Genomic DNA, 22,514 nt, shown 5'->3' with positions numbered 1-22,514 from the left:
TGGCCTATGCCGCGTCGGCCGAGTCCTGCGTTCATCGGCTGGCCTGCTTAAGGCAACGCTGAATAAGTATCGCCGTCGCCATGATGTCTGGAAGGCTCGCAGGGTGTGCCGTGCGGCGCCGGGAAGACTGGCCGTCTTGCCAAGCCGTACGGCACACCCTGCGGGCCTTCCAGACATCACCCAAACACTTGAAATCCCATCGGTTGGGCCGGCCCTGTCTGCCCGCATCTCGTCGGGGCGCCGACTCGACAGACAGCCAGTCTGCCGTCGCCGCCGCCCCTGTGATCTGCGCGCAGACAGGGCCGGTGGCGACGGCGATACTTATTCAGCGTTGCCTTAAAATGGGCTGATGAGTTATCGCGGACGCTTTGCCCCCTCGCCCACCGGCCATCTGCATTTCGGCTCACTGGTTGCCGCCGTGGGCAGCTGGTTGTGCGCGCGTCGCGCCGGGGGGCAATGGCTACTCCGGGTGGAGGACATCGACCCGCCGCGGGAAATGCCGGGCTCGGCCGAAAGCATCCTGGCAGCGCTGCCCGGCTTTGGCCTGATCGCCGATGCACCAGCACTGTTCCAGTCCAAACGCAGCGCCGCTTATGACCAGGCCTTCGAACAGCTAAAGGCCGCCAACCAGGTATTTCCCTGCTGGTGCAGCCGCAATGACCTGGCTGGTGGCCTGCACCTGGATGGCCAATGCCTGGCGCCAGCCGCCGAAGACCGCACACCCGCGTGGCGGCTGCACGTGCCGGATCTCCGGATCAGTTTCGACGACGCCCTGCAGGGCCGCCAAACCCAAAACCTGCGCAGCACGGCCGGCGATTTCGTCATACGTCGCGTCGAGGGCTACTACGCCTACCAACTCGCTTGCGTGGTGGACGATGCCTTCCAGGGCATCACCCAGGTGGTGCGCGGCAACGATCTACTGGACTCCACGCCCCGCCAGATCTACCTGCAGCAGTGCCTGGGCCTGCCCACGCCTGACTACCTGCATTTGCCGCTGGCGCTGGATGCCGGTGGCCGCAAGCTGTCCAAGACCGAACAGGCCCACCCGGTAGATCCCACCGACCCCATGCCTGCGCTGCGACACGCCCTCGGCTTTCTCAATCTGCCAACCCCGCTGGCCATCAGGGAGCCGGCTCCGCTGCTGGCGTATGCACTCGATCGCTTCACCCCAAAAAATTTGCCGCACTGCAGCGAACGGCCAGCCAATAAGACGCTATAAAGAAGCTCGGTTATGACCCGCCGCACCTTGCGGTCGAACTGCGTGCTCCCCATAGACGTTTTGCCATGTTAGATAGGTAAACATGGCTACGCCCGGCGGCACGATCCGGGTCGTAATGACATCAGGCACAATCGGAGACAAGGCATGACGCAGCGCACGGCATTGGTCACTGGCGGCACGGGCGGTATCGGTACGGCAATCGTTCGCTATCTCGCCAAACAGGGGCATCGGGTCGCCACCAACTATCGCGATCAGGCCAAGGCGGACGCGTGGAAGGCGATGATGGCGAAGGAAGGCATCGAGGTATTGCTGGTTCCCGCCGACGTCTGCAATCCCGATTCCTGCGAGGCGATGGCCACCATCATCGAAAGCTCGCTGGGACCGGTGGAGATCCTCGTCAACAATGCCGGCATCACGCGTGACACCACCTTTCATAAGATGACCTATCCGCAGTGGATGGACGTGGTGAACACCAACCTCAATGCCTGCTTCAACGTTACCCGTCCGGTGATCGAGCGTATGCGCAGCCACAAGTGGGGCCGCATCGTGCAGATCAGCTCGATCAATGGCCAGAAGGGCCAGTACGGCCAGGCCAACTACGCGGCCGCCAAGGCCGGCATGCACGGTTTCACGATTTCGCTGGCCCAGGAAAACGCGAAGTTCGGTATCACCGTGAACACCGTATCGCCCGGCTACGTGGGCACCGACATGGTGATGTCGGTACCGGAAGAAGTGCGCGAGAAGATCATTGCGCAGATCCCGGTGGGCCGTCTCGGCAAGCCGGAAGAGATCGCACATGCGGTGTGCTTCCTCACCGGCGAGGACGCCGGCTGGATCACCGGCTCCAACCTCGCCATCAATGGTGGCCACTATATGGGTTGGTAATCACGGCGCTTGCGAGATGCGTTGAAGCGCATCTCGCGCCGTGATTACCAGGTGAGGCATGGATGCCGAACGGGCGGCTCCGCATGGATGCCTGCTTGCCGTATTCCGCAAAGGTTCGCCCCTGCCAAGGGGCGAACGGGGGGTGAGGGGCCACGCTGCCTCAGTTCCCCAGCAACTTTTCCATCACTTTTGCCACCGCCGCAAACGCAAACGCACCGGTGACATGCGTGGCCGCACCCAAGCCGCCACCGCAGGCAAGATTGAGCGCATCGGCGCCCGCGACACCAGGCGGCCGGGTGCCGCAGACGGTGCCGTCCGGTTGCGGATATTGCACGTTCTGCAATGAGTACACGGCCGACACGCCAAAATAGCGATCCGGGTTGCGTGGAAAGTTGAAGTCCTGGCGGAGCTTCTTGCGGATCAGGCTGAACATCGCGTCGTGTTCGGTACGCGACAGGTCGCGCACGCGAATCTGCGTCGGGTCGGTACGGCCGCCGGCCGAACCCACCGACACCATCGCCAACTTGCGGCGGCGGCACCAGGCGATGGCTTCCAGCTTGACGCGGAAAGCATCGCAGGCATCGAGCACGATGTCGTAGCCGCGATCGAGCAACTCATCCAGCGTCGACGGCGTCAGGAAACGTTCGATCGCATCGATCTTGATCGCCGGATTGATGGCGCGCAGACGCTGCTCGATCACGCCGACCTTGGACTTGCCGTACTGGCCATCCAGCGCATGCAGCTGACGGTTGGTATTGGACACGCACACTTCGTCGGCATCGATCAGGGTGAGGTGACCCACGCCACTGCGTGCCAAGGCCTCCGCCGCCCACGAGCCGACGCCGCCGATACCAATCACGCAGACATGGCTTTGCGCCAACTGCTTGACCGAACCGACACCATAAAGCCGCTCTACGCCCGCGAAGCGCTCGTATGGAAAGGCAACTTCACCTACGGGCGCACCATCAGGCGGATGACGCGCGGCGGCGGAACCGGCCGCACCTTCAGGATGCATCACGGGACATCTTCCAAGATATTGAACATAGGGCATTTTAGCCGTAGTCGGCGGCGACCGCAGCTCACCCACGGCGCGACCACCGAAGTGACCGACAGGTTATGCTTGCCGCCCCTTTGCATTCGCCACCGGAAGTCTCTGCATGCGTGTTGCCATCTCGATCTTGCTGGGACTCGTTATCGGGATCATCGGCACGGTGTCCCTCATGAACACGCTGCACGAACGCAATCCGCTACCCCATGCCGTGATGTCGGTGATGGCACATCACGCGGGCGCGCTGCACACCGCCGTAAGAGCTCAGCGTTGCGATGCCGTGCAAGCGCGTCAGCATCTCACTCGACTGCTGGAAACCCAGGCCGATATCAGCGAGGCGTTCCCTGGCGTTGACCAGCCCTTCCTCGATGAGGCGGCCAAGCTGCACGACAAGACCCGGGCCGCCCTGCAGGCCAGCCCGGCCGATTGCGCCGCCTTGGCGGCGGCGATCAAGCCCGTCGACGAGGTCTGTCAGTCCTGCCACCAGCAGTACCGTTAAGCCGCGGCAGAGGACGCGTCAGATCGACACCTTGCCGCGCAGAATCTGCCAATACATCACCCAGTCACCCATCAGACTGTAGAGCGGATGGGTAAAGGTGGCGGGCCGGTTCTTCTCGAACACGTAGTGCCCGATCCATGCAAAGCCGTAGCCGGCAACCGGCGCCAGCCATAGCCACGCCGCGTTGCGGGTGAGCAAGGCGATGACGATCACCAGCAACACCAGCGTGCTGCCGGCGAAATGCATGCGCCGACAGCGAAGGTCGCTGTGCTCGTTCAAATAAAACGGATAGAACTCGCGAAAGCTGGCATAGCCGGACATGCGGGTGACCGTTGGTGAACTGCCCTCAGGTTAATCCGCCACCCACGCCGATGCATGCGGGCCTGCAACATGCTCACTCGGGCAGCGGAATGTATTCCTTGTCATCACCGATCACCGTACCCATGCGCTGCGCCACCCAGTCAGCCTTGGCCTGCTCGATGCGCTCGCGACTGCTGGATACGAAGTTCCACCACAGGTGACGCTCGCCATCCAGTGGTGCGCCACCGAACAGCATGACGCGGCTGGCGGTGCGGGCGCGCAGTGGCGGCGCGGTCGGGCCGGTCTGCACGGCCGCCTGCATGGGGGGCACGGTCAGGCCAGCCCACTCGACGTCCCCTTCCGCCACGCACACGCCACGCTCGACATGCTCTTCAGGCCACGACAGTTCGGCACCCGCCTCGAGCTTCGCCTCGATGAAGAACATCGGTGCGAACACCTTCACCGGCGACGCCTGGCCGTAGGCGGTGCCCGCAATCAAGACCAGTTCGGCACCCGGCAAGTTGAGGCGCGGCAACTCCTCTGCGGCATGGTGATGGAACGCCGGCTCCACCTCGGCGTCTTTCTGCGGCAGCGCTACCCATACCTGGATGCCATGCGTGCGCTGCCCACCGCCACGCGCCTCGGGCGGGGTCCGCTCGGAATGCACGATGCCGCGACCCGAGGTCATCCAGTTCACTTCGCCGGGACGGATATCCGCAATGCTGCCAAGGCTGTCGCGATGGCGAATGACGCCCTCGAACAACCAGGTGACTGTCGCCAGCCCGATATGCGGATGCGGCCGCACATCCATGCCCTTGTCCGACAGGAACGTCACCGGTCCCATGTAATCGAAGAACACGAACGGGCCGACATGGCGCGCCTGCAACACCGGCAACAGGCGTCGCACATTGAAGCCATCACCCAGGTCGTGCACACGACCTTCGATCAACATCGGTTGCTGTTCCATGATCCGGCTCCTTGGTTGCCAGGGCGCTGGTTTACCAGGCCCGCTGATACTGTTCCGGCGCTTCGATGGTGATGCCCAACTCTTGCGCCGCACGCCGCGGGAAGTAGGGATCACGCAGGCTTTCGCGTGCGATCAGCACCACATCGGCTGCGCCATCGTCGATGATCCTGGCCGCCTGTGTCGATTCGGTGATGAGCCCCACCGCACCCGTGGCGACGTCGGCCTCGCGGCGAATGCGCGCGGCGAACGGCACCTGGTAGCCCGGGGCCACCGGGATCTTCACATGGGGAATCACGCCTCCGCTGGACACGTCGACCAGATCGACGCCCAGCGACTTTACCGCCTTGGCCAGTTGCACGCTCTGCTCGATATCCCAGCCGCCCTCTGCCCAGTCGGTAGCCGAAATGCGCAACCACAGCGGCAGCTGCTGCGGCCACTCTTCACGCACCGCCGCAATCACTTCGCGCACGAGCCGCGTGCGATTTTCGAAACTGCCGCCGTAACCATCCGTGCGATGGTTGCTTAGTGGCGAAAGAAACTGGTGCAGCAGATAACCGTGCGCGCCGTGGATCTCGATCAGCTTGAAACCTGCGACCAAGGCGCGCTTGGTGGCCGCGCGAAAATCGGCAATGACCTTGGCGATGCCCTGCTCGTCCAGTGCTGCCGGCACGTGCCAGTCGTGGTCGAACGCCAGTGCGGACGGTGCAACCGTTTGCCAGGGGCCTTCGTCGGCCGTGAGCGCCCTGCCGCCCTGCCAGGGGCGTTGGGCACTCGCCTTGCGCCCCGCATGGGCCAGCTGCACCCCGGGAATCGCGCCCTGCGCGGCCAGGAAGCGCGTGATCGGCTGCCATGCGGCCAGTTGCTGCTCGTTCCACAGGCCGACATCGCCCGGGGAAATGCGTCCTTCGGCGGACACCGCCGTCGCCTCGGCGATCACCACGGCAGCACCGCCGACCGCGCGACTGCCCAGATGAACCAGATGCCAGTGATCGGGCATGCCATCGACGGCCGAGTATTGGCACATCGGGGCGATCACCAGTCGGTTGCGCAATACGAGGCTGCGCTGCGTCAGAGGCGCGTAGAGGGTCATGGGTCCTGCCTGTGGGGATGTCTGCTACACATGTCGACGCCGAGGACGGGCTTCAAGTGCCTGCGTCCCCCTTCCCCGCAGAGACCCTGTCAAACCAGTCCGCCACTCGGGACGCCACAGGCGCGGGCGCCTGCATCCAGCTGAAGTGATCGGCGGGCCTGCCATCCAGATCAGTCGTCGTCATCACCCGCTGTTCCCGCTGGCTACGGCGCATCTTGTCCAGCAGCCAGGCCAGCGATGCCTCGGGGGCAAGCCAGTCGTCCTGCAGTCGCAAAGCCAGCACGGGCAGCTCGAGTTCGCCAAGTCGCCGTTCGAAATCCTCGGTCATGCCCTGCGCCGCGTAGCGACCGGTGTGGCCGCTGCGCGCCCAGTCGGCCATTAGACGGCGGGCTTCATTACCGCCAAAGCCAATCCGCCGCCCGGGAAACCGCCCAAACATCTGCGCCATCAAGGGTACGGCGAGATAGGCCAGGCGTAGGAAAGCACCGTAGCGATACTGCTTCCAATAAGGCGATCCGCTCGCCACGATCAGCAGCCTGGCGATCTCATGCGGGTGAAGGCTGGCATACAGCGCGGCGAGTTGGCCGCCGAGGCTGTGTCCGCCCATGGCGTACCGCGCCCGGGGCACATGCCATCGCACGGCGGCAAGGCCGGCTGGCAGGTCATCCTGCAGCAGCTCCCGATAGCCCCAGTCGTGCTGGCGAGCCGCGCGGCGATCGCTCGAACCGATGCCACGCCACTCGTGAATGGCCACGGCCACACCGCGCTCAGCGAGCGCTCGCGCCAGTGGCACATACTGCCGGGCAGACACACCGAGTGCCGGTAGCCAATACAACACGTGGCGAACTTCGCCCGCAGGCATTTGCAGCAGCACCGCCGCCTTCGCTCCGTCCGTGGCGACGGTGGGCAAGGTGATATAGGCCGGCGACGCCAGTGTCGATAATGGAACGGACATTAAGGATGCTCTGATTAATTCTGCGCAGGCGGCATGATGTCCAGAAGGCCCGCAGGGTGTGTTGCGCGGCGCCGGGAAGACTGGCCGTATTGCCAAGCCGCGCGGCGCCACCTGGGGGCCTTCTGGACATCACCCCATCGCTTTCAATTCAATATGTTGGGGCCGGCTCTGTCTGTCCGCATCCCTTCGGTGCGACGGCTCGACAGACGTCCAGTCTGCCTTCGCCGTCACCCCTGTGGTCTGCGAACAGACAGAGCCGGTGACGCCTGCGCAGAATTAATCAGAGCATCCTTAAGTCACGCTGTGGCCAGGGAGTGTCGCAGGCTAACCAATCCATGCGTCGCGAAAAAGGCCGCAAACGAAAAAGGCCGGCTTGCGCCGGCCTTCATTTCCATCTGTGCGACACGTCAGGCAGGGGCAACTTCATCGGCCTGCAGGCCTTTCTGGCCCTGCACCACTTTGAAGCTCACCTTCTGCCCTTCCTTCAGACTACGGAAACCCGAACCGCTAATAGCCCGGAAATGCACGAAGACATCAGGACCGCTCTCGCGACTGATGAAGCCGAAACCTTTAGCGTCGTTGAACCATTTGACTGTGCCAACTTCACGATCCGACATGACTCACTCCGATCTGACTCGATACTGAGACAAGTCAGCCTCCCCGATGGCCGACGGCTTACTGGGCATGCAGGGATCGGGTGAAGCGATGTGGACTCTCTCGAGTCGCGCACCGGGCACGCACGTGACCGAGCAACCACAGTGAACCAAGCATAACGGATTTCTTTAATGCAAGTGAATGACCCTAATCACTTCACATTTCAAAGACATTTATTTCAAAAATAAAAAAAAGCCAGGCATTTCTGCCTGGCTTTTTATTCTTGCGTGTTAGCCGAAATTAAGCGGCCATCACTTCGTCGGCCTGCAGACCCTTCTGGCCCTGCACAACCTTGAAGGAAACCTTCTGGCCTTCCTGCAGGCTCTTGAAGCCATTGCCCTGGATCGCGCGGAAATGCACGAAAACGTCCGGGCCATTGTCACGGCTGATGAAGCCGAAACCCTTGGCGTCGTTGAACCACTTGACGGTACCGATCTGACGATCAGACATATTGAATCACTCCGTAGGATTGAAAGACTCAGCCTGCGCAACATGCGCTGGCCGGCTTACTGGTGTGCTAGGAAACCCTAGGGGTGAGGCGATGAGGCTAGATCGAGATCCGCTGCATCGGGTCACAAAACTCTGGTGACCCCGGCAAACACAGTGAGCGCATCATAGCTGCTTACTGTCTACAACGCGAATAGGCATTTTTCCGAACCTGAATGGATGCCATTGGGTCGGATAAAGGCCTATTTGATTTTCACGCCGTCTTCGCATTTCATCGCAGTTTAACAGACGGGCCTAATCCCCCGTGGCCCATCCGATACATCAAACCGCCACGCCAAGCGCCCAGGATCGGCTGCTGCCTGCGCAGGAGAAGCATCATGACGCCCCGCCATTGCCGCCTCGCATTCTCCGCTTTTCTCGCCGCCGGCCTGTCGCTGGCGGGCTGCGCCAGCAAGCCGCCAACCCGCCCCAACACGGCTCCTGAGACTACGCCCGCCACCAGCGCAGCCTCACAGGGCACGATCAAGACAGGCATTGCCGCCTGTGACGATTACCTGGCCAGCTACGTGGTCTGCCATCGCGCCGCGGCGGTGTTTCCGCCCGATCAGATCGAACATCGCTTCGAGACCATGCGCGCCAGCCTGCTACAGGACTCGCAGGATCCGAAGGTGCGCCCGCTCTTGGGGGCGCGCTGCACGGCGATGGCTGGGCAGCTCAGCCAGATGCTGCATGGGAAATCTTGCACGTCAGTCAGCCCTACCGCTTCTGCTCCCGCCGGCAACCCGCGCTGACGGCGTCGCTCAGGACTCCCGCAGAAGCATGCGCAGGGCCGTCGCCACGTTTGCGGGACGACTGCGCGTTAGGCGAACGGTAGGCGTGCCATGCCATCGTGCCGTGGCCGCGATGGCCTTGGCCAAATCGCGAAGCAGGCCCTGCGTCGGCTCGACCCCCGGCTCCAGGAACAAGGCCTTGATCTCGAACACGCCATCACGGCGATGCGCCTTGGCGTCGAGGCGACCGATCAGGCGGCCGCGATGCAGGATCGGCAGCACGTAATAGCCATAAATGCGCTTGGGTCCGGGCACATAGCATTCGATGGTGTATTCGAAACCAAACAATGCCTGCGCTCGCGGGCGGTCCCACACCACAGGATCGAACGGTGACAGCAAGGCCGTGTGCGTGCCGCGCAGCTTGCCTTGCGCGGCCTGTGCCAGCAGATCCGCATGCTCGGGGTGCACGTAGGCTGGAACCTTCCAGTCCGCCACCTGCACGGCGAGCAGGGCTCCACTCGCCACCAGTGGTGCGAGTTCGCGATCCGTAACCGCCGGTTTCAAACGGTAGTAGTCCGCGATCCAGCGCGCCTGGGCGACACCCAAGGCACGCACGCTGTCGAGCATAAAATGCTGGCGCAAGGCGTCGTGGTCCAGCTGCAGGCGATCTGGGTCCATCGGTGGATCGAGCTTGGCCTCGACGCGCTCGCTCAAATCGTAAACGCGCTGGAACCGTTCCCGGCGCGTCACCATCAACTCGCCCATGGCGAACAGTGCCTCCAGCCAACGCTTTTCGGGCTTCCACGACCACCAGCCGCCCGCAGCGCGCTTTTCGCTTTCGAAATCCGCCGCGCGCATGGCACCCGTCTCGCGAATGCGATCAAGCAGACCATCCATGCCCTGCCGATGTTCGCTGTGCATGCGCGCAGCATGCTTGTGTGCCCAATGCGTGGATCGCTGCATGCGCCAGGCCTGATGCAGCGGCAGATCGGCCGACGGCACGAAACAGGCTTCGTGCGCCCAGCTCTCGGCCAGCCGCCCCGCATCCAATGCATCGTCGAGCCATTGCGGGTCGTAGTCGCCAAGCCGCGCATGAAGCACGAGGTATGGACTGCGCGCGACCACATGAATGCTGTCGATCTGTAGCAGTCGCATGCGTGTGATGGCAGCAATCACATCCACGGGCCGTGGTCGTGCACGCGGTGAATGCAGTAGTCCCTGTGCGCCAAGATGAAGGCGCTGCGCCTGCGACAAGCTCAGCGAAATAGCCGACGTGGATGAAGGGATCGACAACGGTAACGGTGACTTCACGTGATCGCGATGCCTATATTGGGGCGGTGTTTATAGTGCTTTTGATAGCGTTGGGCGTAGCGCGGAAGCCTTCAAAGCGCAATACCGAGATGATGGCTTTCACCGCGCGTCCATCCACAAGCCACGCATTCTGGCATGGAGTAGCGACATGACATACCGCAAACCTCTTCTTGCATTGGTTACCACCGGCGCGATGATGTTGGCCGGCTCGTCGCTGGCGCAGGATCAGCCAGCACCGATGTCTTCTCCGCCGCCCGCACCCACCGCAACAATGCCAGCTTCGCCGCCTGGTGCCGTGACCAGCAGCGCGCAGATGCAAACCCCGCAAGGCCAGCTGACGGTGAAGTCCACGGTCCCGCCGGTCGCTGCTGGCCCGGCGCCCAGCTTCGAGGAGCTTTCCGGTGGCTCGCGCTATATCACCGCGGATCAGGCCGCGGCCTACCCACTGCTGGCCAATGACTTCGCGTTCGTCGACAAAGGCAAAACCGGTCACATCACGAAGGCCCAATACGAGCGCTGGCTCAGCACTAAATAAGTAAGATGGAGGCTTCCGGCGCGGATCATCTTGCTTGATGGTCCGTGTCGTCACATGCAATGCATGCCGGCGATGGTATGCGGCTGGCACGAGGCAGCGATCACACCGATCGTTTGCCAGACATGGATGGAGCCCCCGATGAAGCGATCGATCTCACTTGCGGCCCTGGCCATTGCCTCAGGCTTTTCAGTCGCCGCACGCGCACAGACGCCCGATCCGATGGATATCCGTGCGTGTACTGCGCTTGAAAACGATGCGCAGCGACTGGCCTGTTACGACCATGCCACCGGCCGCGAATATCTGCCCGGCGCAAAGAAAAAGAGCGAGGCTTCCGCGCCCAAGGGCGTCGTGTTCGGTCACGAGCAGGCCAAGGCGAATGCTGAAACGCAGCCCTCGCCCGAGGCGACGACCGTCTCGTTGCTCGACACTCGTTGGGAACTGTCCCCCGAGAGCAAGTTGGGCACGTTCAATGTCCGTGCTTACAAGCCGATCACGGTGATGCCGTTTTTCGCCAGCAGCAACCAGAACAATCAGCCGAGCAGCCCCAATCCAGCGAACACGGTCGAGAAACCGCAGAACGTGGACAATATCGAAAGCAAGTTCCAGCTCAGCCTGAAGACCAAGGTGTGGCAGGGTGTGTTTGGCGACCAGGGCGACCTGTGGGTGGCCTATACCCAATCCTCGCGCTGGCAGGTTTACAACGCAGAGACATCGCGACCCTTCCGCGAAACGAATTACGAGCCCGAGGCCATCCTCGCCTTCAACACGAACTACCAGGTGGCGGGATGGAACGGCCGGCTGCTCGGCATCGCACTGAACCACGAATCCAACGGCCAGTCCGATCCGCTGTCGCGAAGCTGGAACCGCGTCATGGGCTATGTGGGTTTCGAGCGCGAGAACTGGACGGTGATGCTGCGGCCCTGGTGGCGCATTCCCGAGAACAGCAGGACCAACGACAACCCGGACATCAGCAACTACATGGGCCGCGGCGACATGCAGATCGTCCACGAATGGCGTGGCCAGGAGTTTGGCCTGATGTTGCGTCACTCATTGCGCGGCGGCAGCGAGAGTCACGGCGCGGCGCAGTTCACCTGGGCGTTTCCCATTGTCGGCAACCTGCGCGGCTATATGGAACTGTTCAAGGGCTACGGCGAGAGCATGATCGACTACAACCACAACGCCACTTACCTTGGCGTTGGGCTGTCGCTGCTCGACTGGTACTAACTCAATGTCCTGATGGGGACGGCGCTGCGTTGATGGCAGCGCCGCCCAAGGACCTCAGTGGTGATGGCCGCCTTCGCCATGCACGTGGCCGTGCGACAGCTCTTCCTCGGTGGCAGCGCGCACGTCGGTCACTTCCACGTCGAAATGCAGGGCCTGGCCGGCTAACGGATGGTTGCCGTCGATGTGCACCTTGTCGTCCTCGACCTTGGTCACGGTGACGTTGATCACGCCCTGCGGACCACGACCCTGGAACTGCATGCCCGCCTGGATGTCCTCGACGCCCTGGAACGCCTCGCGCGGCACTTCCTGCACGAGTTCAGCATGACGCACGCCGTAACCCTCTTCCGGCACCACGTCCACCTTGAACTGGTCGCCGACCTGGCGGCCTTCCATCGCCTTTTCCAGGCCCGGCACGATCTGGCCAACACCTTGCAGGTACACCAGCGGCTCCCGACCCTGCGAGCTGTCGAGCACCTGACCCTGGTCGTCGGTCAGCGTGTAGTGGAAGGAAACAACCGTGTTCTCTGCGATCTGCATGACGTTCTCGTATGGGGAAAGGGGCGCCGGCAGGCCCGGCACGAACTGCAAATATTAACAGACTGAATCCAGCGGCATCGGCTAGGCAGCGACCCGGACGATTGGCGATACTGGCCCCATGCTCATGCCGCGACGCCCATTTCGCCGCCGTGCTGGCGCCGCTCTATGCGCCGGATTGATGGGCTTGTACCTCTCGATCGGGGCGCAGGCGGCCACGCCACAAGCGGCTTCCACGCCATCCGCCCCGGCTCCGGCGCCGTCGCTGGCGACCCAGATCAATGAGCTCATCGGCCAGCCGCGCTTCGCGGGCGCCGACTGGGGCATTTCGGTGGTTTCGCTCGACAGCGGCCGCACCCTCTACACGCACCACGCCGACCAACTGTTCCAGCCGGCCTCGACCGCGAAGCTCTTTACCGCAGCGATCGCGCTGAGCGAGCTGGATCCGGCCTACCGCATCCCGACCCGCGTAATGGCCAGCGGCGAGATCCGCAGCGGTCGCCTGGACGGCCCGCTGATCCTCTACGGCATGGGCGACCCCACCCTCGGCTCGGACACGTCGACCAGCGATTGGCCCGATCAACTGGCAAGCCAACTGGCCGCGCAGGGGCTGCGCCATGTCCATGGCGACCTGATTGCGGACGCCACCTACTTCGCTGGTCCCGTCATGGGGTCCGGCTGGGAGGCTGTCGACCTGCAGAGCTGGTTTGCCGTACCGGCAACCGCCTTGAGCGTGCGGGAAAACCAGGTCGACGTCACCGTGACACCAGCCGCATTCGCCGGCGGCCATGCCGTCGTCAGCTTCGATCCCGCCGACGCCATGCCCCATGTGATCAGTGAGATCACTACCAGCGAGGCGCGCACGCGCAACGACATCAATCTTTACCGCGCCCCGGGCGATGGCACGCTTTACGCCTTCGGCAACATCGCCGCGCGTTCGCCCGCGCAGAGCTACAAGCTTGCGGTGCCCGATCCCGCCCATTACGCAGGTGATCTGCTGCTGCAAGCCATGGCTCGCCATGGCATTCAACTCGACGGAAAACTGACGTCCCTGCAGTGGCCGCGCCGGGATACCGCCCGCACGGCCCAGGCGCGCACGCTGGCCGAAGTCCTGTCGCCATCCGTCGGGGAGATTTTGCAGCGCGGCCTGAAGCGCTCGCAGAACCTGTACCTGCAGAACCTGCTGCTGCTTGCCGGTGTCCGCGCCCAGGCCTATGCCGAACAGACCGAGGGCAGTACTGGTTTTATCACCACCGAGCGTTGGGGCATTCGCGCCATGCGCGAGTTGCTTGAGCGCGTGGGCATCACGCCGTCGGCCAGCCTCATCGAGGAAGGCACGGGCTTGTCGCGGCGCAACCTCGCCACGCCAAACGCCATGGCCCGCCTGCTGGCCTTTCTGGCAGGTCAGCCGTATGCGGCAACCCTGAAGGAATCGCTACCCATCGCGGGCGTGGACGGCACCTTGCAATGGCGCATGCGCAATACACCCGCTGAGAATAACGTGCATGCCAAGACCGGCAGCATGAGCTTCGTGCATTGCCTGGCCGGTTACGTGACCGCGGCCGATGGTGAAAGGCTGGCGTTCGCCATCATGCTCAACAATTACGATCCGCCTTCCGGCGCGCCCAGCGCCAGTCGCGATATCGATGCCATCGCCGTGATGCTGGCCGGCCTGCGCAGCCGCGGAGAGTCGGTGGCTTCACCCAGCGTGGCGGTTCACCCGGCCAACTGAGACTGCAGGTCTTTGCCAATCTTCTCCGGCGTGTCGGTGGGCGCGTAGCGCCTTACCACCTGCCCGTCGCGATCGATCAGGAACTTGGTGAAGTTCCACTTGATCGATTCGCTGCCCAGGATGCCCTTGCCCTCGCTCTTCAACCACTTGTAGAGCGGATGCGCGCCGTCGCCGTTCACCTCGATCTTGGAAAACAGGGGGAAGCTCACGTCGTAGCTAGTGGAGCAGAAGTTGCGGATTTCCGCCTCGTTGCCCGGCTCCTGATGGCCGAACTGGTCGCAGGGAAAGCCCAGCACCACCAGGCCCTTGTCGCGGTCGGCCTGCCAGAGCGCTTCCAGCCCCGTGTATTGCGGGGTGAACCCGCACTTGGAGGCCACGTTGACGACCAACATGGTCTTGCCGCGCCACTCGGCGAGCGAACGCTCGTTGCCATCGATGTCGCGGGCGGAAAAGTCGTAGACGGAGGTCATGTCGGCAATCCTGGTGGAAGAAGCCCAAGTCTAGTCCCGCGGTCGTCAACACGGCGATATCGATATAACGTTCCGTGATCACCGCGGGGAGGGAACCCACCCGGCACATGTCTTATGCTTGTCACCGGCCGGCAGCGCCGGCACTTATTCCAAGGTACCCCGTGATCAGATTTCAGGCCGTCCACAAGTCCTACCGCGTCGACGGCAGGGACGTCCCTGCCTTGCAGCCCCTCAACCTCGAGATTGCCGACGGCGAGGTGTTTGGCATCATTGGCCAGTCCGGCGCGGGTAAATCGACACTTATACGTCTGATCAACCTGCTGGAGCGCCCGAGCGGTGGTCGCATCCTCATCGGCGACACGGAGATGACGACCTTGGCCGAAGCCGAATTGCGCCAGAAGCGCCAAGGCATCGGCATGATCTTCCAGCACTTCAACCTGCTCGCCTCACAGACGGTGGCGGAGAACGTGGCGTTCCCGTTGCGCCTTGCGGGCGAGAGCGATACGGCGACCATTCGCAAGCGGGTGGATGAACTGCTGGCCCGCGTCGGCCTGAATGCGCACGCCGACAAGCGCCCTTCGCAACTCTCCGGCGGACAGAAGCAGCGCGTCGGTATTGCGCGAGCGCTGGCCAACCGCCCGTCGATCCTGCTGTGCGATGAAGCGACCAGTGCGCTCGATCCGCAGACCACCGCGTCGGTGCTTGACCTGCTTGCGGAAATCAACCGCGAACTCAAGCTCACCATCGTGCTGATCACCCACGAGATGGATGTGGTCCGCCGCGTCTGCGATCGCGTTGCCGTGCTCGACGCCGGCACCATCGTGGAGACTGGCTCGGTGGTCGATGTTTTCCTGCATCCACAGCACCCCACGACACGACGCTTCGTCAACGAAGCACTGCCCGAAGAAGCGGCGGGCGAACAAGCACCGTTCGCCCATGTGACGGGGCGCGTGATGCGGCTGTCGTTCCGCGGCGAGACCACCTGGACGCCCGCCTTGGGTCGCGTTGCGCGCGAAACCGGCGTGGACTTCAACATCCTCGCCGGTCGCATCGACCGCATCAAGGATCTGCCCTATGGCCAGCTCACGCTGGCCATGCAGGGTGCGCGTGTCGACGACGCGCTCGCCATCCTGCGTCAGGCAGGCATCGAGATCGAGGAACTCAAGCCGTTGTCGCCGGAGCAAAAATCGTGAGCCTGCCGCTGCTGCAAAAGCTGTTTCCCAACATCGACGACTGGAGCGAGCTCGGCCAGGCCTGCATCGATACTTTACTGATGCTGGGCGGTTCGCTGCTGCTCACCGTCGCCATCGGCCTGCCGCTGGGCGTGCTGCTGTATCTCACCGGCAAGGGCCAGCTGCGCGCCATGCCCACGTTGTACGCGGTGCTTTCGCTGGTGGTGAATATCCTGCGATCGATTCCGTTCATCATCCTGATGATCGTGCTGATGCCGCTTACCTATGTGCTGGTGGGCACCAAGCTCGGCATTCGCGGTGCGATTCCGCCGCTGGTGATCGGCGCCGCGCCGTTCTTCGCGCGACTGGTGGAAACGGCGCTGCGCGAAGTGCAGCGGGGCGTGATCGAGGCGAGCCAGGCAATGGGCGCCAGCACCTGGCAGATCGTGCGTCACGTGCTGCTGCCGGAAGCGCGCGCCGGCCTGCTCGCCGGCACCACCGTCACCGCCATCGCCCTGGTGGGCTATACCGCCATGGGCGGCGCGATCGGCGCGGGCGGCCTCGGCGATCTGGCCTATCGCTACGGTTATTTGAGCTACAAATCGGACTACATGTTTGTCACCGTGGTCCTTCTCATCGTGCTGGTACAGCTGCTGCAGATGCTGGGCGACCGCATCGTGGCGCATTACACCAGGAACTGAGCGCCGGCCGGGCTTTGCATCCGGCGGTATGGACGGCTATTCTTGTGCACCGCACCAAGGCATTTCACCATGAAGAAGCTGATCGTCGTCGCTGCCGCCCTGCTCCTGCTGGCAGGCTGCTCGTCGTCCCAACCCGGTGGTGACGCCAGCACGCAAAAACTGGTGGTAGCCGCCACGGCAGTGCCGCACGCCGAGATCCTCAAGCAGGTCAAGCCCATCCTCGCAAAGGAAGGCGTGGAGCTTGAGATCAAGGTGTTCGCCGACTACGTGCAGCCCAACGTCCAGGTGCTGGAAAAGTCGGTTGATGCCAACTACTTCCAAAGCAAACCTTATCTCGACGCCTTCAATCACCAGCGGGGTACCGACCTAGTCATGGTTACGGGCGTGCACATCGAGCCGTTGGGCGCTTATTCGCGCAAGTTCAAGTCCATCGATCAGCTGCCTGATGGCGCCACGGTCAGCTTGCCCAACGACCCCAGCAATGGCGGCCGCGCCCTGTTACTGATCGCCAAGCACGGCCTGATCACGCTGAAAGATCCCAGTAACGTCCTGTCCTCTCCGAAAGACATCATCGCCAATCCCAAGCAGCTGAAGTTCCGCGAATTGGAGGCCGCCATGTTGCCGCGCACGCTGGATGAGGTCGACCTCGCGCTGATCAATACCAACTATGCGCTGGCTGCCGGACTGCATCCGATCAAGGATGCCCTGCTGATCGAGGACAAGGATTCGCCCTATGTAAACGGCCTGGTCACCCGCCAGGACAACAAGGACGATCCGCGTATCCAGAAGTTGGCGAAGGCGCTGAATAGTCCAGAGGTCAAGGCGTTCATCGAGCAGAAGTATCAGGGGGCGGTGTTGCCCGCATTTTGAGTGCAGGAGTTTCGCTGGCACGCGGCTTCTTGTAGAAGCGCACCCTGTGCGCGATCACGGCGTCACCGCTCCGTAGGCTTTTCACTCGGGCCATCCTTGGCCCTCGCCCTCCGGGCAGCTGGCGCTGTGCAAACCGGCAGTCCTGCCGATTTGTCACTCGGGCTATCCTTGGCTCTCGCCCTGCGGGCAGCTGGCGCTGTGCAAACCGGCAGTCCTGCCGGATGGTCGCGCACAGGGTGCGCTCCTACATTTGGACCATCAGGTCCATGTGCGGCGGTGAGAGGGCGCCACGCCCTACCCGGCCACGGCGATCTCCGGCTCCGCCGGAATCTCAAACACCTGCCGCAGATAGGCCACGTAGGCACTGTCCTCGCACATGTTCTTTCCGGGCGAATCACTCAATTTCGCCACCGGCTGGCCATTGCAGCGGATCATCTTGATGACGATCTGCAACGCCTCCGGTCCCACGTCGTTGGTGAGATTCGTGCCCACGCCAAACGCCAGCTGGCAGCGTCCGTTGAAGTGGTGAAAGAGGCCCATCACCTTCGGGATATCCAGGCCGTCGCTGAACACCAGCACCTTGCTGCGGGGATCGACGCGGTTGGCACGGTAGTGCGCCAGCACGCGCTCGCCCCAGGCGAATGGCTCGCCGGAGTCGTGCCGCGTGCCATCGAAAAGTTTGCAGAAGTACATGTCGAAATCGCGCAGGAAGGCGCTCAGACCGTAAACGTCCGACAGCGCGATGCCCAGGTCGCCGCGATATTCCTTGGCCCAGGTCTCCAGTGCCGCAATCTGCGAATCGCGCAAGCGCGGTCCCAGCGCCTGATGCGCCTGCAGGTATTCGTGGGCCAGCGTGCCCAATGGCGTCAAGCCAAGCTTTCGGGCCAGAAAGACGTTACTGGTACCCGCCAGTTGCTGCCCAAGTCCATCACGTAGCGTCGTGACCACTTCTTCGTGCCACAGACGGGAGAAGCGACGGCGCGTACCGTAGTCGGCGATTCGGCAGGCCTGATAGCCCTCGGTGTCGCGCAGCAGCGAAATCTTCTCGCGCAATCGGCGCCTGCCTTCGGCGAGATCGAGCCCTGGCTGGGTGTTGCGGAAATACACTTCGTTGATGATGGCCAGCAGCGGCACTTCAAACAGGATCGTGTGCAGCCACGGGCCACGCAGGCGAATCTCAATCTCGCCGGGACGAGCTGTCACGGGATGGATCTCGACATACTTCGAGTTGAGCTGGAACAGTCCGAGGAAATCGACGAAATCGCTCTTGATAAAGCGCCAGCTGCGCAGGTAGTCCAACTCGTCGGTGGTAAAGCGAAGCGAACACAGCGCGTCGAGCTCGGCGCGAATCTCATCGATATACGGCACCAGGTTCACGCCGGGATTGCGGCACTTGAACTTGTACTCGACCTGCGCCGCCGGGTAGTGGTGCAGTACCACCTGCATCATGGAGAACTTGTACAGGTCGGTGTCGAGCAGAGAGGTGACAATCATGAGTCGCTCAAGCGGCAAGGCGGCGCGCGCGGCGCGGCGGTAAGCTTGATTATCTCCGCCCAGGTACCTGGGAAGCGAGCGCGTTGTGGCTGCCAGAAAAATTAAAACCTCGGTAGTCAGGGGAGGGACTACCGAGGTTCTGTCAGGCCGGTCTCAAAAACAAAGAGGGGAAAAGGACCGACCCCCCAGTGGCACGATCTTGCTGCACCACTTCTTGTCGCCGTCACGGCGATACGATTCATTAGTGTGGTCGCTCCTGATCTAGTTCAAGAGCCTCCCTGGTTTCGTTCAGCTTCTGGCAAGCTGCGGCCGAAGGCGACGCTGGGAGCTCGCCCAAAGCGGCGGTAGTGCACGCCCGAAGAAAAGATTAAATCATTGAACACAATCACTTCTTTCATGCCAACGCGGCTCAAAGCCATGTCGAAATGCGGCCGCCACGGTGACCTATCCAGGCCCCGCGGTGATGCGTTTCGGCAGGTTCTACCATTCGCGGCACCTATGACAGGAAATTCCATGACCTCGCTGTTGCGCCGGCTGTGCCTGCTAGCCTTGTGCCTATCCCTGCCCTTGCATGCGGCCGAGCTGAAGATCGATCTCGGCCACGGCGTACGGACTTACGACTCCGCGCAATTGCTCGCCCGCGATGATGCGCGCGCGATCAACATTCCGGATGACGTGGCGTTCAAGCGCCCCATGCGCTATCGCGCCGTTCCGCTCAAGGCCTTGCTGGAAGGCGTCTCGGCGCAGGATGCCCTGCTCTTCGTAGCCACCGATGGTTTTGCCGCCGAGATCCCCGCCGCACTGATTCGCAACGCGCGTGGCGCCGAAGCGTGGCTGGCCATTGAAGAACCGACGCATCCGTGGCCGGCACTTGCCGAAGGCAAGGGCGATGCGGGGCCGTTTTACGTGGTGTGGACCGATCCGTCGTCGATGAAGATTGGCCCCGAGCAGTGGCCCTACCAGTTGGCGACCATCCGCCGGCTCGCGCCGGTGGCGGAGCGCTTCCCGGCCATTCGCCCCGATGCTGCGCTGAAGCCGGATGACACCGTGCAACGCGGCTTTGCGGTCTTCCAGCGCACCTGTTTCGCCTGCCATACGCTCAATGGCCAGGGGGATGCGCGGCTGGGCCCAGACCTCAACATTCCGCACAACCCGACCGAATACCTGCGCGGGGATCTGCTACGCGCCTATATCCGCGATCCGCAATCGCTGCGCCAATGGCCGCAGGCCCGCATGCCCGGTTTTGACCGGCAGGCCTTGTCCGATAGCGATATGGATGCGCTGCTTGCCTACTTGCATCACATGTCCGGCCGCAAAGTAGACCATAAACCGTGAACTCGGCGCGCCATCGAAGCGCGCGCCCACGATGCGTCCGGCATCATCCTTGACCGTAGGTTTATCCGGTGCCGCCGCATCGAGCCACTGCTGCAGCACTTTTTCGCGTTGAGCCGGCGCAAGCCGCGAAAGCTCGCGCACGCTGGCATAGAACGCCGGCCACTGCTGCTCGGCCTGGGCGAACATCACGGCGAACGCTGGCGTCCAACGGTCATAGAGCCCGAAAGGCAGTAATCGCGCGTTGTTGATCGGCGCCGCCACCCACGAGTCGTAGCTATGCTCGTTCGGCCACTCGCGTTCACGCCATTGCGCGTAGCGGATGCGAAAGACCTCGATCTCATCCGCCTTGCCGACCGCAAGGGCGGGTTCGTCGATGCCGCTCGCATAAAGCGTCTTCAGGCGCTCGCGCAGATCGAGTACGAGCCGCGTGAAGCCGTCGTCCATCGCCTTGGCATGGTCGTCCTGGGGCGGTAGTCCGCGTGAACGTCGCCATTCGCGCAAACCCTCCTCCTGCACGAACGTGGCGAAGGATTCGTTGAACGCGCTGTCATCCTTCACATAGAGCAGTTGGTGCGCAAGCTCGTGGAAAATCGTTCCGGCCAGTTCGTCGTCGTCCCAACGCATCATGCTGCTGAGGATCGAGTCGGCAAACCAGCCCAGGGTGGAATACGCACTGACGCCACTGACGTAGACATCGTTCCCCTGCGCCTCCAGCCGCGCCGCTTCGACCTTGGCTTTGTCACGCTCGAAATAGCCCCGGTACGCCACGCAACCGGCAATCAAAAAGCAATGCTGAACCGGTGCAATGGAATAGCGCGGCGTGGCGAAGACGTTCCACACCACATAGGGCCGATCGAGCTTGACGTAGCTGGTATAGCTGCGGTTATCAGGCAATCCGAGATGCTCGGAGGCGAATCGCCGCGCTTGCTGCGACAACTCCAGCCGCCGCTTCACGGCCGAATCGGTGGCGGGGTCATCCAGCACCTTGGCGACCGGTTCCCGGTGCATCACCAAGGCGCCCTGCCCGCCCGCCACATGGGCGTAGTAGCCCATCGTGCTGCAGGCGGAAAGCACAAAGCCCACCGCCAGAACGACGATGGGCCCAAGTATTGGTCTGGCAAGCGGCACCAAGGTGAACAACCTCATGCCGCCATTGTGCACTGAGTTCAGTGGCCGTTGCCGCCGTGGCCAGCGTGCCCGCCACTCCCGCCGTGGCCGCCGTAGTGACCGTACCCGCCATGGCCGTAGGACCCGCCATGGCCGTAGTACCCGCCGTGACCGTAGTACCCGCCGCGGCCGTAGTACCCGCCGTGGCCGTAGTAGCCCCCGCCGTACCAGCCACCAATGCCCACAGACACCGCCGGTCCGTAGCAACAACCGTAATAGCCGTAGTAACCCGGGTAGTAATAACCCGGGTAGCCGCCGCTATAGACCACAGCGGAACCGTAGTAGGCATCGCCGCCATACGCGCCGCCAGGACGAACGTAGTTGTAACCCGGGTCGTAGTAACAGCCGGAAATCGCCAAGGTGGCGGCCACCAGGGCGATGCCGGCAAGCATGCGTTTCATGACCGAAGCCTCAGGAGTGGGTAGCTCTACGCTAGACCCCAATGGCTAAGTGCCCACTGAATGCAGACGACCTGAACGAAGAATATTTACCCGCGCCAAAGCATGCCCGCCAGCGCCTCAGAATCGCGGCTGCGCGAGCTGTCCGAGGAAGTGCGGCAACACGTCGGGGCGAATCAGCAGGGTGAAGATCACACCGATCGCCGCTCCCCACAAATGGGCACTGTGATTGACATTGCCGCCGCCACGCCGGTCCATGTAGACCGAATACGCCACGTACAGCACCGCGTAGATGATGGCCGGCATGGGCAGCACCAGCACCACGATGCGTGACCATGGCGCGATCAGGATGTAGGAAAACAGCACCGCCGAAACCGCGCCCGAGGCGCCCAGGCTGCGGTAGTTGGGGTTGCGGCGGTTCTTCAGGTAAGTGGGCAGGATCGAAACCACCAGCGCCACGATATAGAACAGCGCGAAGCCCAGGGTGCCCAGGCTCGCCGTGTACAGGCCTTCCATCACGCGGCCAAAGAAGAACAGCGTGATCATGTTGAACAACAGATGGCTGCCGTCGGCATGAATCAGCCCATAGGTCACCAGCCGGTGGTACTCGCGATTGCGGGTGATGGCGGGCGGCCACAGGATCAGGTCGTTCATGAGGCGCGCGTTGTTGAACGCCATGAACGAGACGACGCAGGTGATGCCAATGATGATCAGGGTGATCATGCGGTGTTCCAGAA

General features: G+C 62.8%; 24 protein-coding genes and 1 pseudogene. 11 read left to right on the top strand and 14 right to left on the bottom strand.

Features of this window, described 5'->3' with window-relative positions:
• Nucleotides 1–349: 349 nt before the first annotated feature.
• A complete protein-coding gene (gene gluQRS / locus ACT01B_RS06895; protein WP_445146634.1) occupies nucleotides 350–1,219 on the top strand; it encodes a tRNA glutamyl-Q(34) synthetase GluQRS in 870 nt (289 codons plus the stop codon).
• Nucleotides 1,220–1,363: 144 nt separating this feature from the next.
• Complete coding sequence (gene phbB, locus ACT01B_RS06890) at nucleotides 1,364–2,104, top strand: acetoacetyl-CoA reductase (RefSeq protein ID WP_445146633.1); 741 nt, start codon at nucleotides 1,364–1,366, stop codon at nucleotides 2,102–2,104.
• A 160-nt stretch (nucleotides 2,105–2,264) separates the two neighbouring features.
• Here the strand turns inward: phbB and ACT01B_RS06885 are convergent, their stop codons facing one another.
• Complete coding sequence (locus tag ACT01B_RS06885; RefSeq protein WP_445147440.1) at nucleotides 2,265–3,119, bottom strand: tRNA threonylcarbamoyladenosine dehydratase; 855 nt, start codon at nucleotides 3,117–3,119, stop codon at nucleotides 2,265–2,267.
• Nucleotides 3,120–3,261: 142 nt separating this feature from the next.
• On the opposite strand from ACT01B_RS06885, the gene ACT01B_RS06880 reads away from it, so the two are divergent.
• A complete protein-coding gene (locus ACT01B_RS06880; RefSeq protein ID WP_445146632.1) occupies nucleotides 3,262–3,651 on the top strand; it encodes a cytochrome c in 390 nt (129 codons plus the stop codon).
• Nucleotides 3,652–3,669: 18 nt separating this feature from the next.
• On the opposite strand, the gene ACT01B_RS06875 is transcribed toward ACT01B_RS06880, so the two are convergent.
• The 6 genes from ACT01B_RS06875 to ACT01B_RS06850 all read right to left on the bottom strand — a co-directional run bounded on the left by ACT01B_RS06875 (nucleotide 3,670) and on the right by ACT01B_RS06850 (nucleotide 8,067).
• On the bottom strand, nucleotides 3,670–3,972 hold the full coding sequence (locus ACT01B_RS06875; RefSeq protein ID WP_445146631.1) for an Mpo1-like protein: 303 nt from the start codon (nucleotides 3,970–3,972) through the stop codon (nucleotides 3,670–3,672).
• Nucleotides 3,973–4,045: 73 nt separating this feature from the next.
• Nucleotides 4,046–4,918, bottom strand: coding sequence for a pirin family protein (locus ACT01B_RS06870; protein WP_445146630.1), 873 nt, complete (start codon nucleotides 4,916–4,918; stop codon nucleotides 4,046–4,048).
• Between the two features lie 31 nt (nucleotides 4,919–4,949).
• A complete protein-coding gene (locus tag ACT01B_RS06865; RefSeq protein ID WP_445146629.1) occupies nucleotides 4,950–6,008 on the bottom strand; it encodes an NADH:flavin oxidoreductase/NADH oxidase in 1,059 nt (352 codons plus the stop codon).
• A 52-nt stretch (nucleotides 6,009–6,060) separates the two neighbouring features.
• Nucleotides 6,061–6,963, bottom strand: coding sequence for an alpha/beta hydrolase family protein (locus ACT01B_RS06860; RefSeq protein WP_445146628.1), 903 nt, complete (start codon nucleotides 6,961–6,963; stop codon nucleotides 6,061–6,063).
• A 407-nt stretch (nucleotides 6,964–7,370) separates the two neighbouring features.
• Nucleotides 7,371–7,580 carry a cold-shock protein gene (locus ACT01B_RS06855; RefSeq protein ID WP_019465668.1) on the bottom strand — a complete coding sequence of 70 codons (210 nt, stop codon included), beginning with the start codon at nucleotides 7,578–7,580 and terminating at the stop codon, nucleotides 7,371–7,373.
• Between the two features lie 277 nt (nucleotides 7,581–7,857).
• The gene (locus ACT01B_RS06850) at nucleotides 7,858–8,067 is read right to left on the bottom strand and encodes a cold-shock protein (RefSeq protein ID WP_114823570.1); all 210 of its coding nucleotides are present in this window, start codon (nucleotides 8,065–8,067) and stop codon (nucleotides 7,858–7,860) included.
• Between the two features lie 374 nt (nucleotides 8,068–8,441).
• Between ACT01B_RS06850 and ACT01B_RS06845 the strand changes: the two genes are divergently transcribed.
• Entirely contained in the window at nucleotides 8,442–8,855 is a 414-nt protein-coding gene (locus ACT01B_RS06845; RefSeq protein ID WP_445146627.1) for a hypothetical protein, read from the top strand.
• Between the two features lie 9 nt (nucleotides 8,856–8,864).
• Here ACT01B_RS06845 and ACT01B_RS06840 read toward each other — a convergent pair whose 3' ends face one another.
• A complete protein-coding gene (locus ACT01B_RS06840; protein WP_445146626.1) occupies nucleotides 8,865–10,016 on the bottom strand; it encodes a winged helix-turn-helix domain-containing protein in 1,152 nt (383 codons plus the stop codon).
• A 277-nt stretch (nucleotides 10,017–10,293) separates the two neighbouring features.
• Here ACT01B_RS06840 and ACT01B_RS06835 point away from each other — a divergent pair, with 277 nt between their 5' ends.
• Both ACT01B_RS06835 and ACT01B_RS06830 read left to right on the top strand, forming a co-directional pair.
• Nucleotides 10,294–10,680 carry a hypothetical protein gene (locus tag ACT01B_RS06835; RefSeq protein ID WP_445146625.1) on the top strand — a complete coding sequence of 129 codons (387 nt, stop codon included), beginning with the start codon at nucleotides 10,294–10,296 and terminating at the stop codon, nucleotides 10,678–10,680.
• A 138-nt stretch (nucleotides 10,681–10,818) separates the two neighbouring features.
• Nucleotides 10,819–11,904 (top strand): phospholipase A, encoded by a 1,086-nt coding sequence (locus tag ACT01B_RS06830; RefSeq protein ID WP_445146624.1) that lies wholly within the window; start codon nucleotides 10,819–10,821, stop codon nucleotides 11,902–11,904.
• Between the two features lie 54 nt (nucleotides 11,905–11,958).
• Here ACT01B_RS06830 and ACT01B_RS06825 read toward each other — a convergent pair whose 3' ends face one another.
• Entirely contained in the window at nucleotides 11,959–12,441 is a 483-nt protein-coding gene (locus ACT01B_RS06825; protein WP_445146623.1) for an FKBP-type peptidyl-prolyl cis-trans isomerase, read from the bottom strand.
• Between the two features lie 178 nt (nucleotides 12,442–12,619).
• On the opposite strand from ACT01B_RS06825, the gene dacB reads away from it, so the two are divergent.
• Nucleotides 12,620–14,170 carry a D-alanyl-D-alanine carboxypeptidase/D-alanyl-D-alanine endopeptidase gene (gene dacB / locus ACT01B_RS06820; RefSeq protein WP_445147439.1) on the top strand — a complete coding sequence of 517 codons (1,551 nt, stop codon included), beginning with the start codon at nucleotides 12,620–12,622 and terminating at the stop codon, nucleotides 14,168–14,170.
• Here dacB and ACT01B_RS06815 read toward each other — a convergent pair.
• The gene (locus ACT01B_RS06815) at nucleotides 14,155–14,640 is read right to left on the bottom strand and encodes a glutathione peroxidase (RefSeq protein WP_445146622.1); all 486 of its coding nucleotides are present in this window, start codon (nucleotides 14,638–14,640) and stop codon (nucleotides 14,155–14,157) included. The two genes, dacB and ACT01B_RS06815, sit on opposite strands and share 16 nt — an antisense overlap.
• Nucleotides 14,641–14,801: 161 nt before the next feature.
• On the opposite strand from ACT01B_RS06815, the gene ACT01B_RS06810 reads away from it, so the two are divergent.
• The 3 genes from ACT01B_RS06810 to ACT01B_RS06800 all read left to right on the top strand — a co-directional run bounded on the left by ACT01B_RS06810 (nucleotide 14,802) and on the right by ACT01B_RS06800 (nucleotide 17,383).
• Nucleotides 14,802–15,833, top strand: coding sequence for a methionine ABC transporter ATP-binding protein (locus ACT01B_RS06810; RefSeq protein WP_445146621.1), 1,032 nt, complete (start codon nucleotides 14,802–14,804; stop codon nucleotides 15,831–15,833).
• Nucleotides 15,830–16,513 (top strand): methionine ABC transporter permease, encoded by a 684-nt coding sequence (locus ACT01B_RS06805; protein ID WP_445146620.1) that lies wholly within the window; start codon nucleotides 15,830–15,832, stop codon nucleotides 16,511–16,513. The genes ACT01B_RS06810 and ACT01B_RS06805 overlap by 4 nt, the downstream gene beginning before the upstream one ends.
• A gap of 69 nt (nucleotides 16,514–16,582) precedes the next feature.
• Nucleotides 16,583–17,383 carry a MetQ/NlpA family ABC transporter substrate-binding protein gene (locus tag ACT01B_RS06800; protein WP_445146619.1) on the top strand — a complete coding sequence of 267 codons (801 nt, stop codon included), beginning with the start codon at nucleotides 16,583–16,585 and terminating at the stop codon, nucleotides 17,381–17,383.
• 294 nt (nucleotides 17,384–17,677) lie between these two features.
• On the opposite strand, the gene pncB is transcribed toward ACT01B_RS06800, so the two are convergent.
• Complete coding sequence (gene pncB, locus ACT01B_RS06795) at nucleotides 17,678–18,877, bottom strand: nicotinate phosphoribosyltransferase (protein WP_445146618.1); 1,200 nt, start codon at nucleotides 18,875–18,877, stop codon at nucleotides 17,678–17,680.
• A gap of 513 nt (nucleotides 18,878–19,390) precedes the next feature.
• Between pncB and ACT01B_RS06790 the strand changes: the two genes are divergently transcribed.
• Complete coding sequence (locus ACT01B_RS06790; RefSeq protein WP_445146617.1) at nucleotides 19,391–20,212, top strand: c-type cytochrome; 822 nt, start codon at nucleotides 19,391–19,393, stop codon at nucleotides 20,210–20,212.
• A 153-nt stretch (nucleotides 20,213–20,365) separates the two neighbouring features.
• Here the strand turns inward: ACT01B_RS06790 and ACT01B_RS06785 are convergent.
• The 3 genes and pseudogenes from ACT01B_RS06785 to ACT01B_RS06775 form a co-directional block, all read right to left on the bottom strand.
• Nucleotides 20,366–21,220: pseudogene (locus tag ACT01B_RS06785) on the bottom strand (aminopeptidase); the annotation flags it as partial.
• Between the two features lie 158 nt (nucleotides 21,221–21,378).
• The gene (locus tag ACT01B_RS06780) at nucleotides 21,379–21,780 is read right to left on the bottom strand and encodes a hypothetical protein (RefSeq protein WP_445146616.1); all 402 of its coding nucleotides are present in this window, start codon (nucleotides 21,778–21,780) and stop codon (nucleotides 21,379–21,381) included.
• Between the two features lie 117 nt (nucleotides 21,781–21,897).
• Complete coding sequence (locus ACT01B_RS06775) at nucleotides 21,898–22,500, bottom strand: rhomboid family intramembrane serine protease (protein WP_445146615.1); 603 nt, start codon at nucleotides 22,498–22,500, stop codon at nucleotides 21,898–21,900.
• Nucleotides 22,501–22,514 lie beyond the last annotated feature (14 nt).

The organism is Dyella sp. Tek66A03 (assembly GCF_052567735.1).
The sequence above is the reverse complement of the archived record's forward strand: the minus strand, read 5'-3'. Positions and strand labels throughout refer to the sequence as shown.

What these genes read in the sequence shown, in the direction of transcription:
- ACT01B_RS06850 (WP_114823570.1), bottom strand. Translation starts at nt 8,067, where the DNA reads ATGTCTGATCGTCAGATCGGTACCGTCAAGTGGTTCAACGACGCCAAG.
- pncB (WP_445146618.1), bottom strand. Translation starts at nt 18,877, where the DNA reads ATGATTGTCACCTCTCTGCTCGACACCGACCTGTACAAGTTCTCCATG.
- ACT01B_RS06875 (WP_445146631.1), bottom strand. Translation starts at nt 3,972, where the DNA reads ATGTCCGGCTATGCCAGCTTTCGCGAGTTCTATCCGTTTTATTTGAAC.
- ACT01B_RS06845 (WP_445146627.1), top strand. Translation starts at nt 8,442, where the DNA reads ATGACGCCCCGCCATTGCCGCCTCGCATTCTCCGCTTTTCTCGCCGCC.
- ACT01B_RS06775 (WP_445146615.1), bottom strand. Translation starts at nt 22,500, where the DNA reads ATGATCACCCTGATCATCATTGGCATCACCTGCGTCGTCTCGTTCATG.
- ACT01B_RS06825 (WP_445146623.1), bottom strand. Translation starts at nt 12,441, where the DNA reads ATGCAGATCGCAGAGAACACGGTTGTTTCCTTCCACTACACGCTGACC.
- ACT01B_RS06815 (WP_445146622.1), bottom strand. Translation starts at nt 14,640, where the DNA reads ATGACCTCCGTCTACGACTTTTCCGCCCGCGACATCGATGGCAACGAG.
- phbB (WP_445146633.1), top strand. Translation starts at nt 1,364, where the DNA reads ATGACGCAGCGCACGGCATTGGTCACTGGCGGCACGGGCGGTATCGGT.
- ACT01B_RS06865 (WP_445146629.1), bottom strand. Translation starts at nt 6,008, where the DNA reads ATGACCCTCTACGCGCCTCTGACGCAGCGCAGCCTCGTATTGCGCAAC.
- ACT01B_RS06880 (WP_445146632.1), top strand. Translation starts at nt 3,262, where the DNA reads ATGCGTGTTGCCATCTCGATCTTGCTGGGACTCGTTATCGGGATCATC.
- ACT01B_RS06780 (WP_445146616.1), bottom strand. Translation starts at nt 21,780, where the DNA reads ATGAAACGCATGCTTGCCGGCATCGCCCTGGTGGCCGCCACCTTGGCG.
- ACT01B_RS06860 (WP_445146628.1), bottom strand. Translation starts at nt 6,963, where the DNA reads ATGTCCGTTCCATTATCGACACTGGCGTCGCCGGCCTATATCACCTTG.
- ACT01B_RS06855 (WP_019465668.1), bottom strand. Translation starts at nt 7,580, where the DNA reads ATGTCGGATCGTGAAGTTGGCACAGTCAAATGGTTCAACGACGCTAAA.
- ACT01B_RS06885 (WP_445147440.1), bottom strand. Translation starts at nt 3,119, where the DNA reads ATGCATCCTGAAGGTGCGGCCGGTTCCGCCGCCGCGCGTCATCCGCCT.
- gluQRS (WP_445146634.1), top strand. Translation starts at nt 350, where the DNA reads ATGAGTTATCGCGGACGCTTTGCCCCCTCGCCCACCGGCCATCTGCAT.
- dacB (WP_445147439.1), top strand. Translation starts at nt 12,620, where the DNA reads ATGGGCTTGTACCTCTCGATCGGGGCGCAGGCGGCCACGCCACAAGCG.
- ACT01B_RS06870 (WP_445146630.1), bottom strand. Translation starts at nt 4,918, where the DNA reads ATGGAACAGCAACCGATGTTGATCGAAGGTCGTGTGCACGACCTGGGT.
- ACT01B_RS06800 (WP_445146619.1), top strand. Translation starts at nt 16,583, where the DNA reads ATGAAGAAGCTGATCGTCGTCGCTGCCGCCCTGCTCCTGCTGGCAGGC.
- ACT01B_RS06835 (WP_445146625.1), top strand. Translation starts at nt 10,294, where the DNA reads ATGACATACCGCAAACCTCTTCTTGCATTGGTTACCACCGGCGCGATG.
- ACT01B_RS06830 (WP_445146624.1), top strand. Translation starts at nt 10,819, where the DNA reads ATGAAGCGATCGATCTCACTTGCGGCCCTGGCCATTGCCTCAGGCTTT.
- ACT01B_RS06790 (WP_445146617.1), top strand. Translation starts at nt 19,391, where the DNA reads ATGACCTCGCTGTTGCGCCGGCTGTGCCTGCTAGCCTTGTGCCTATCC.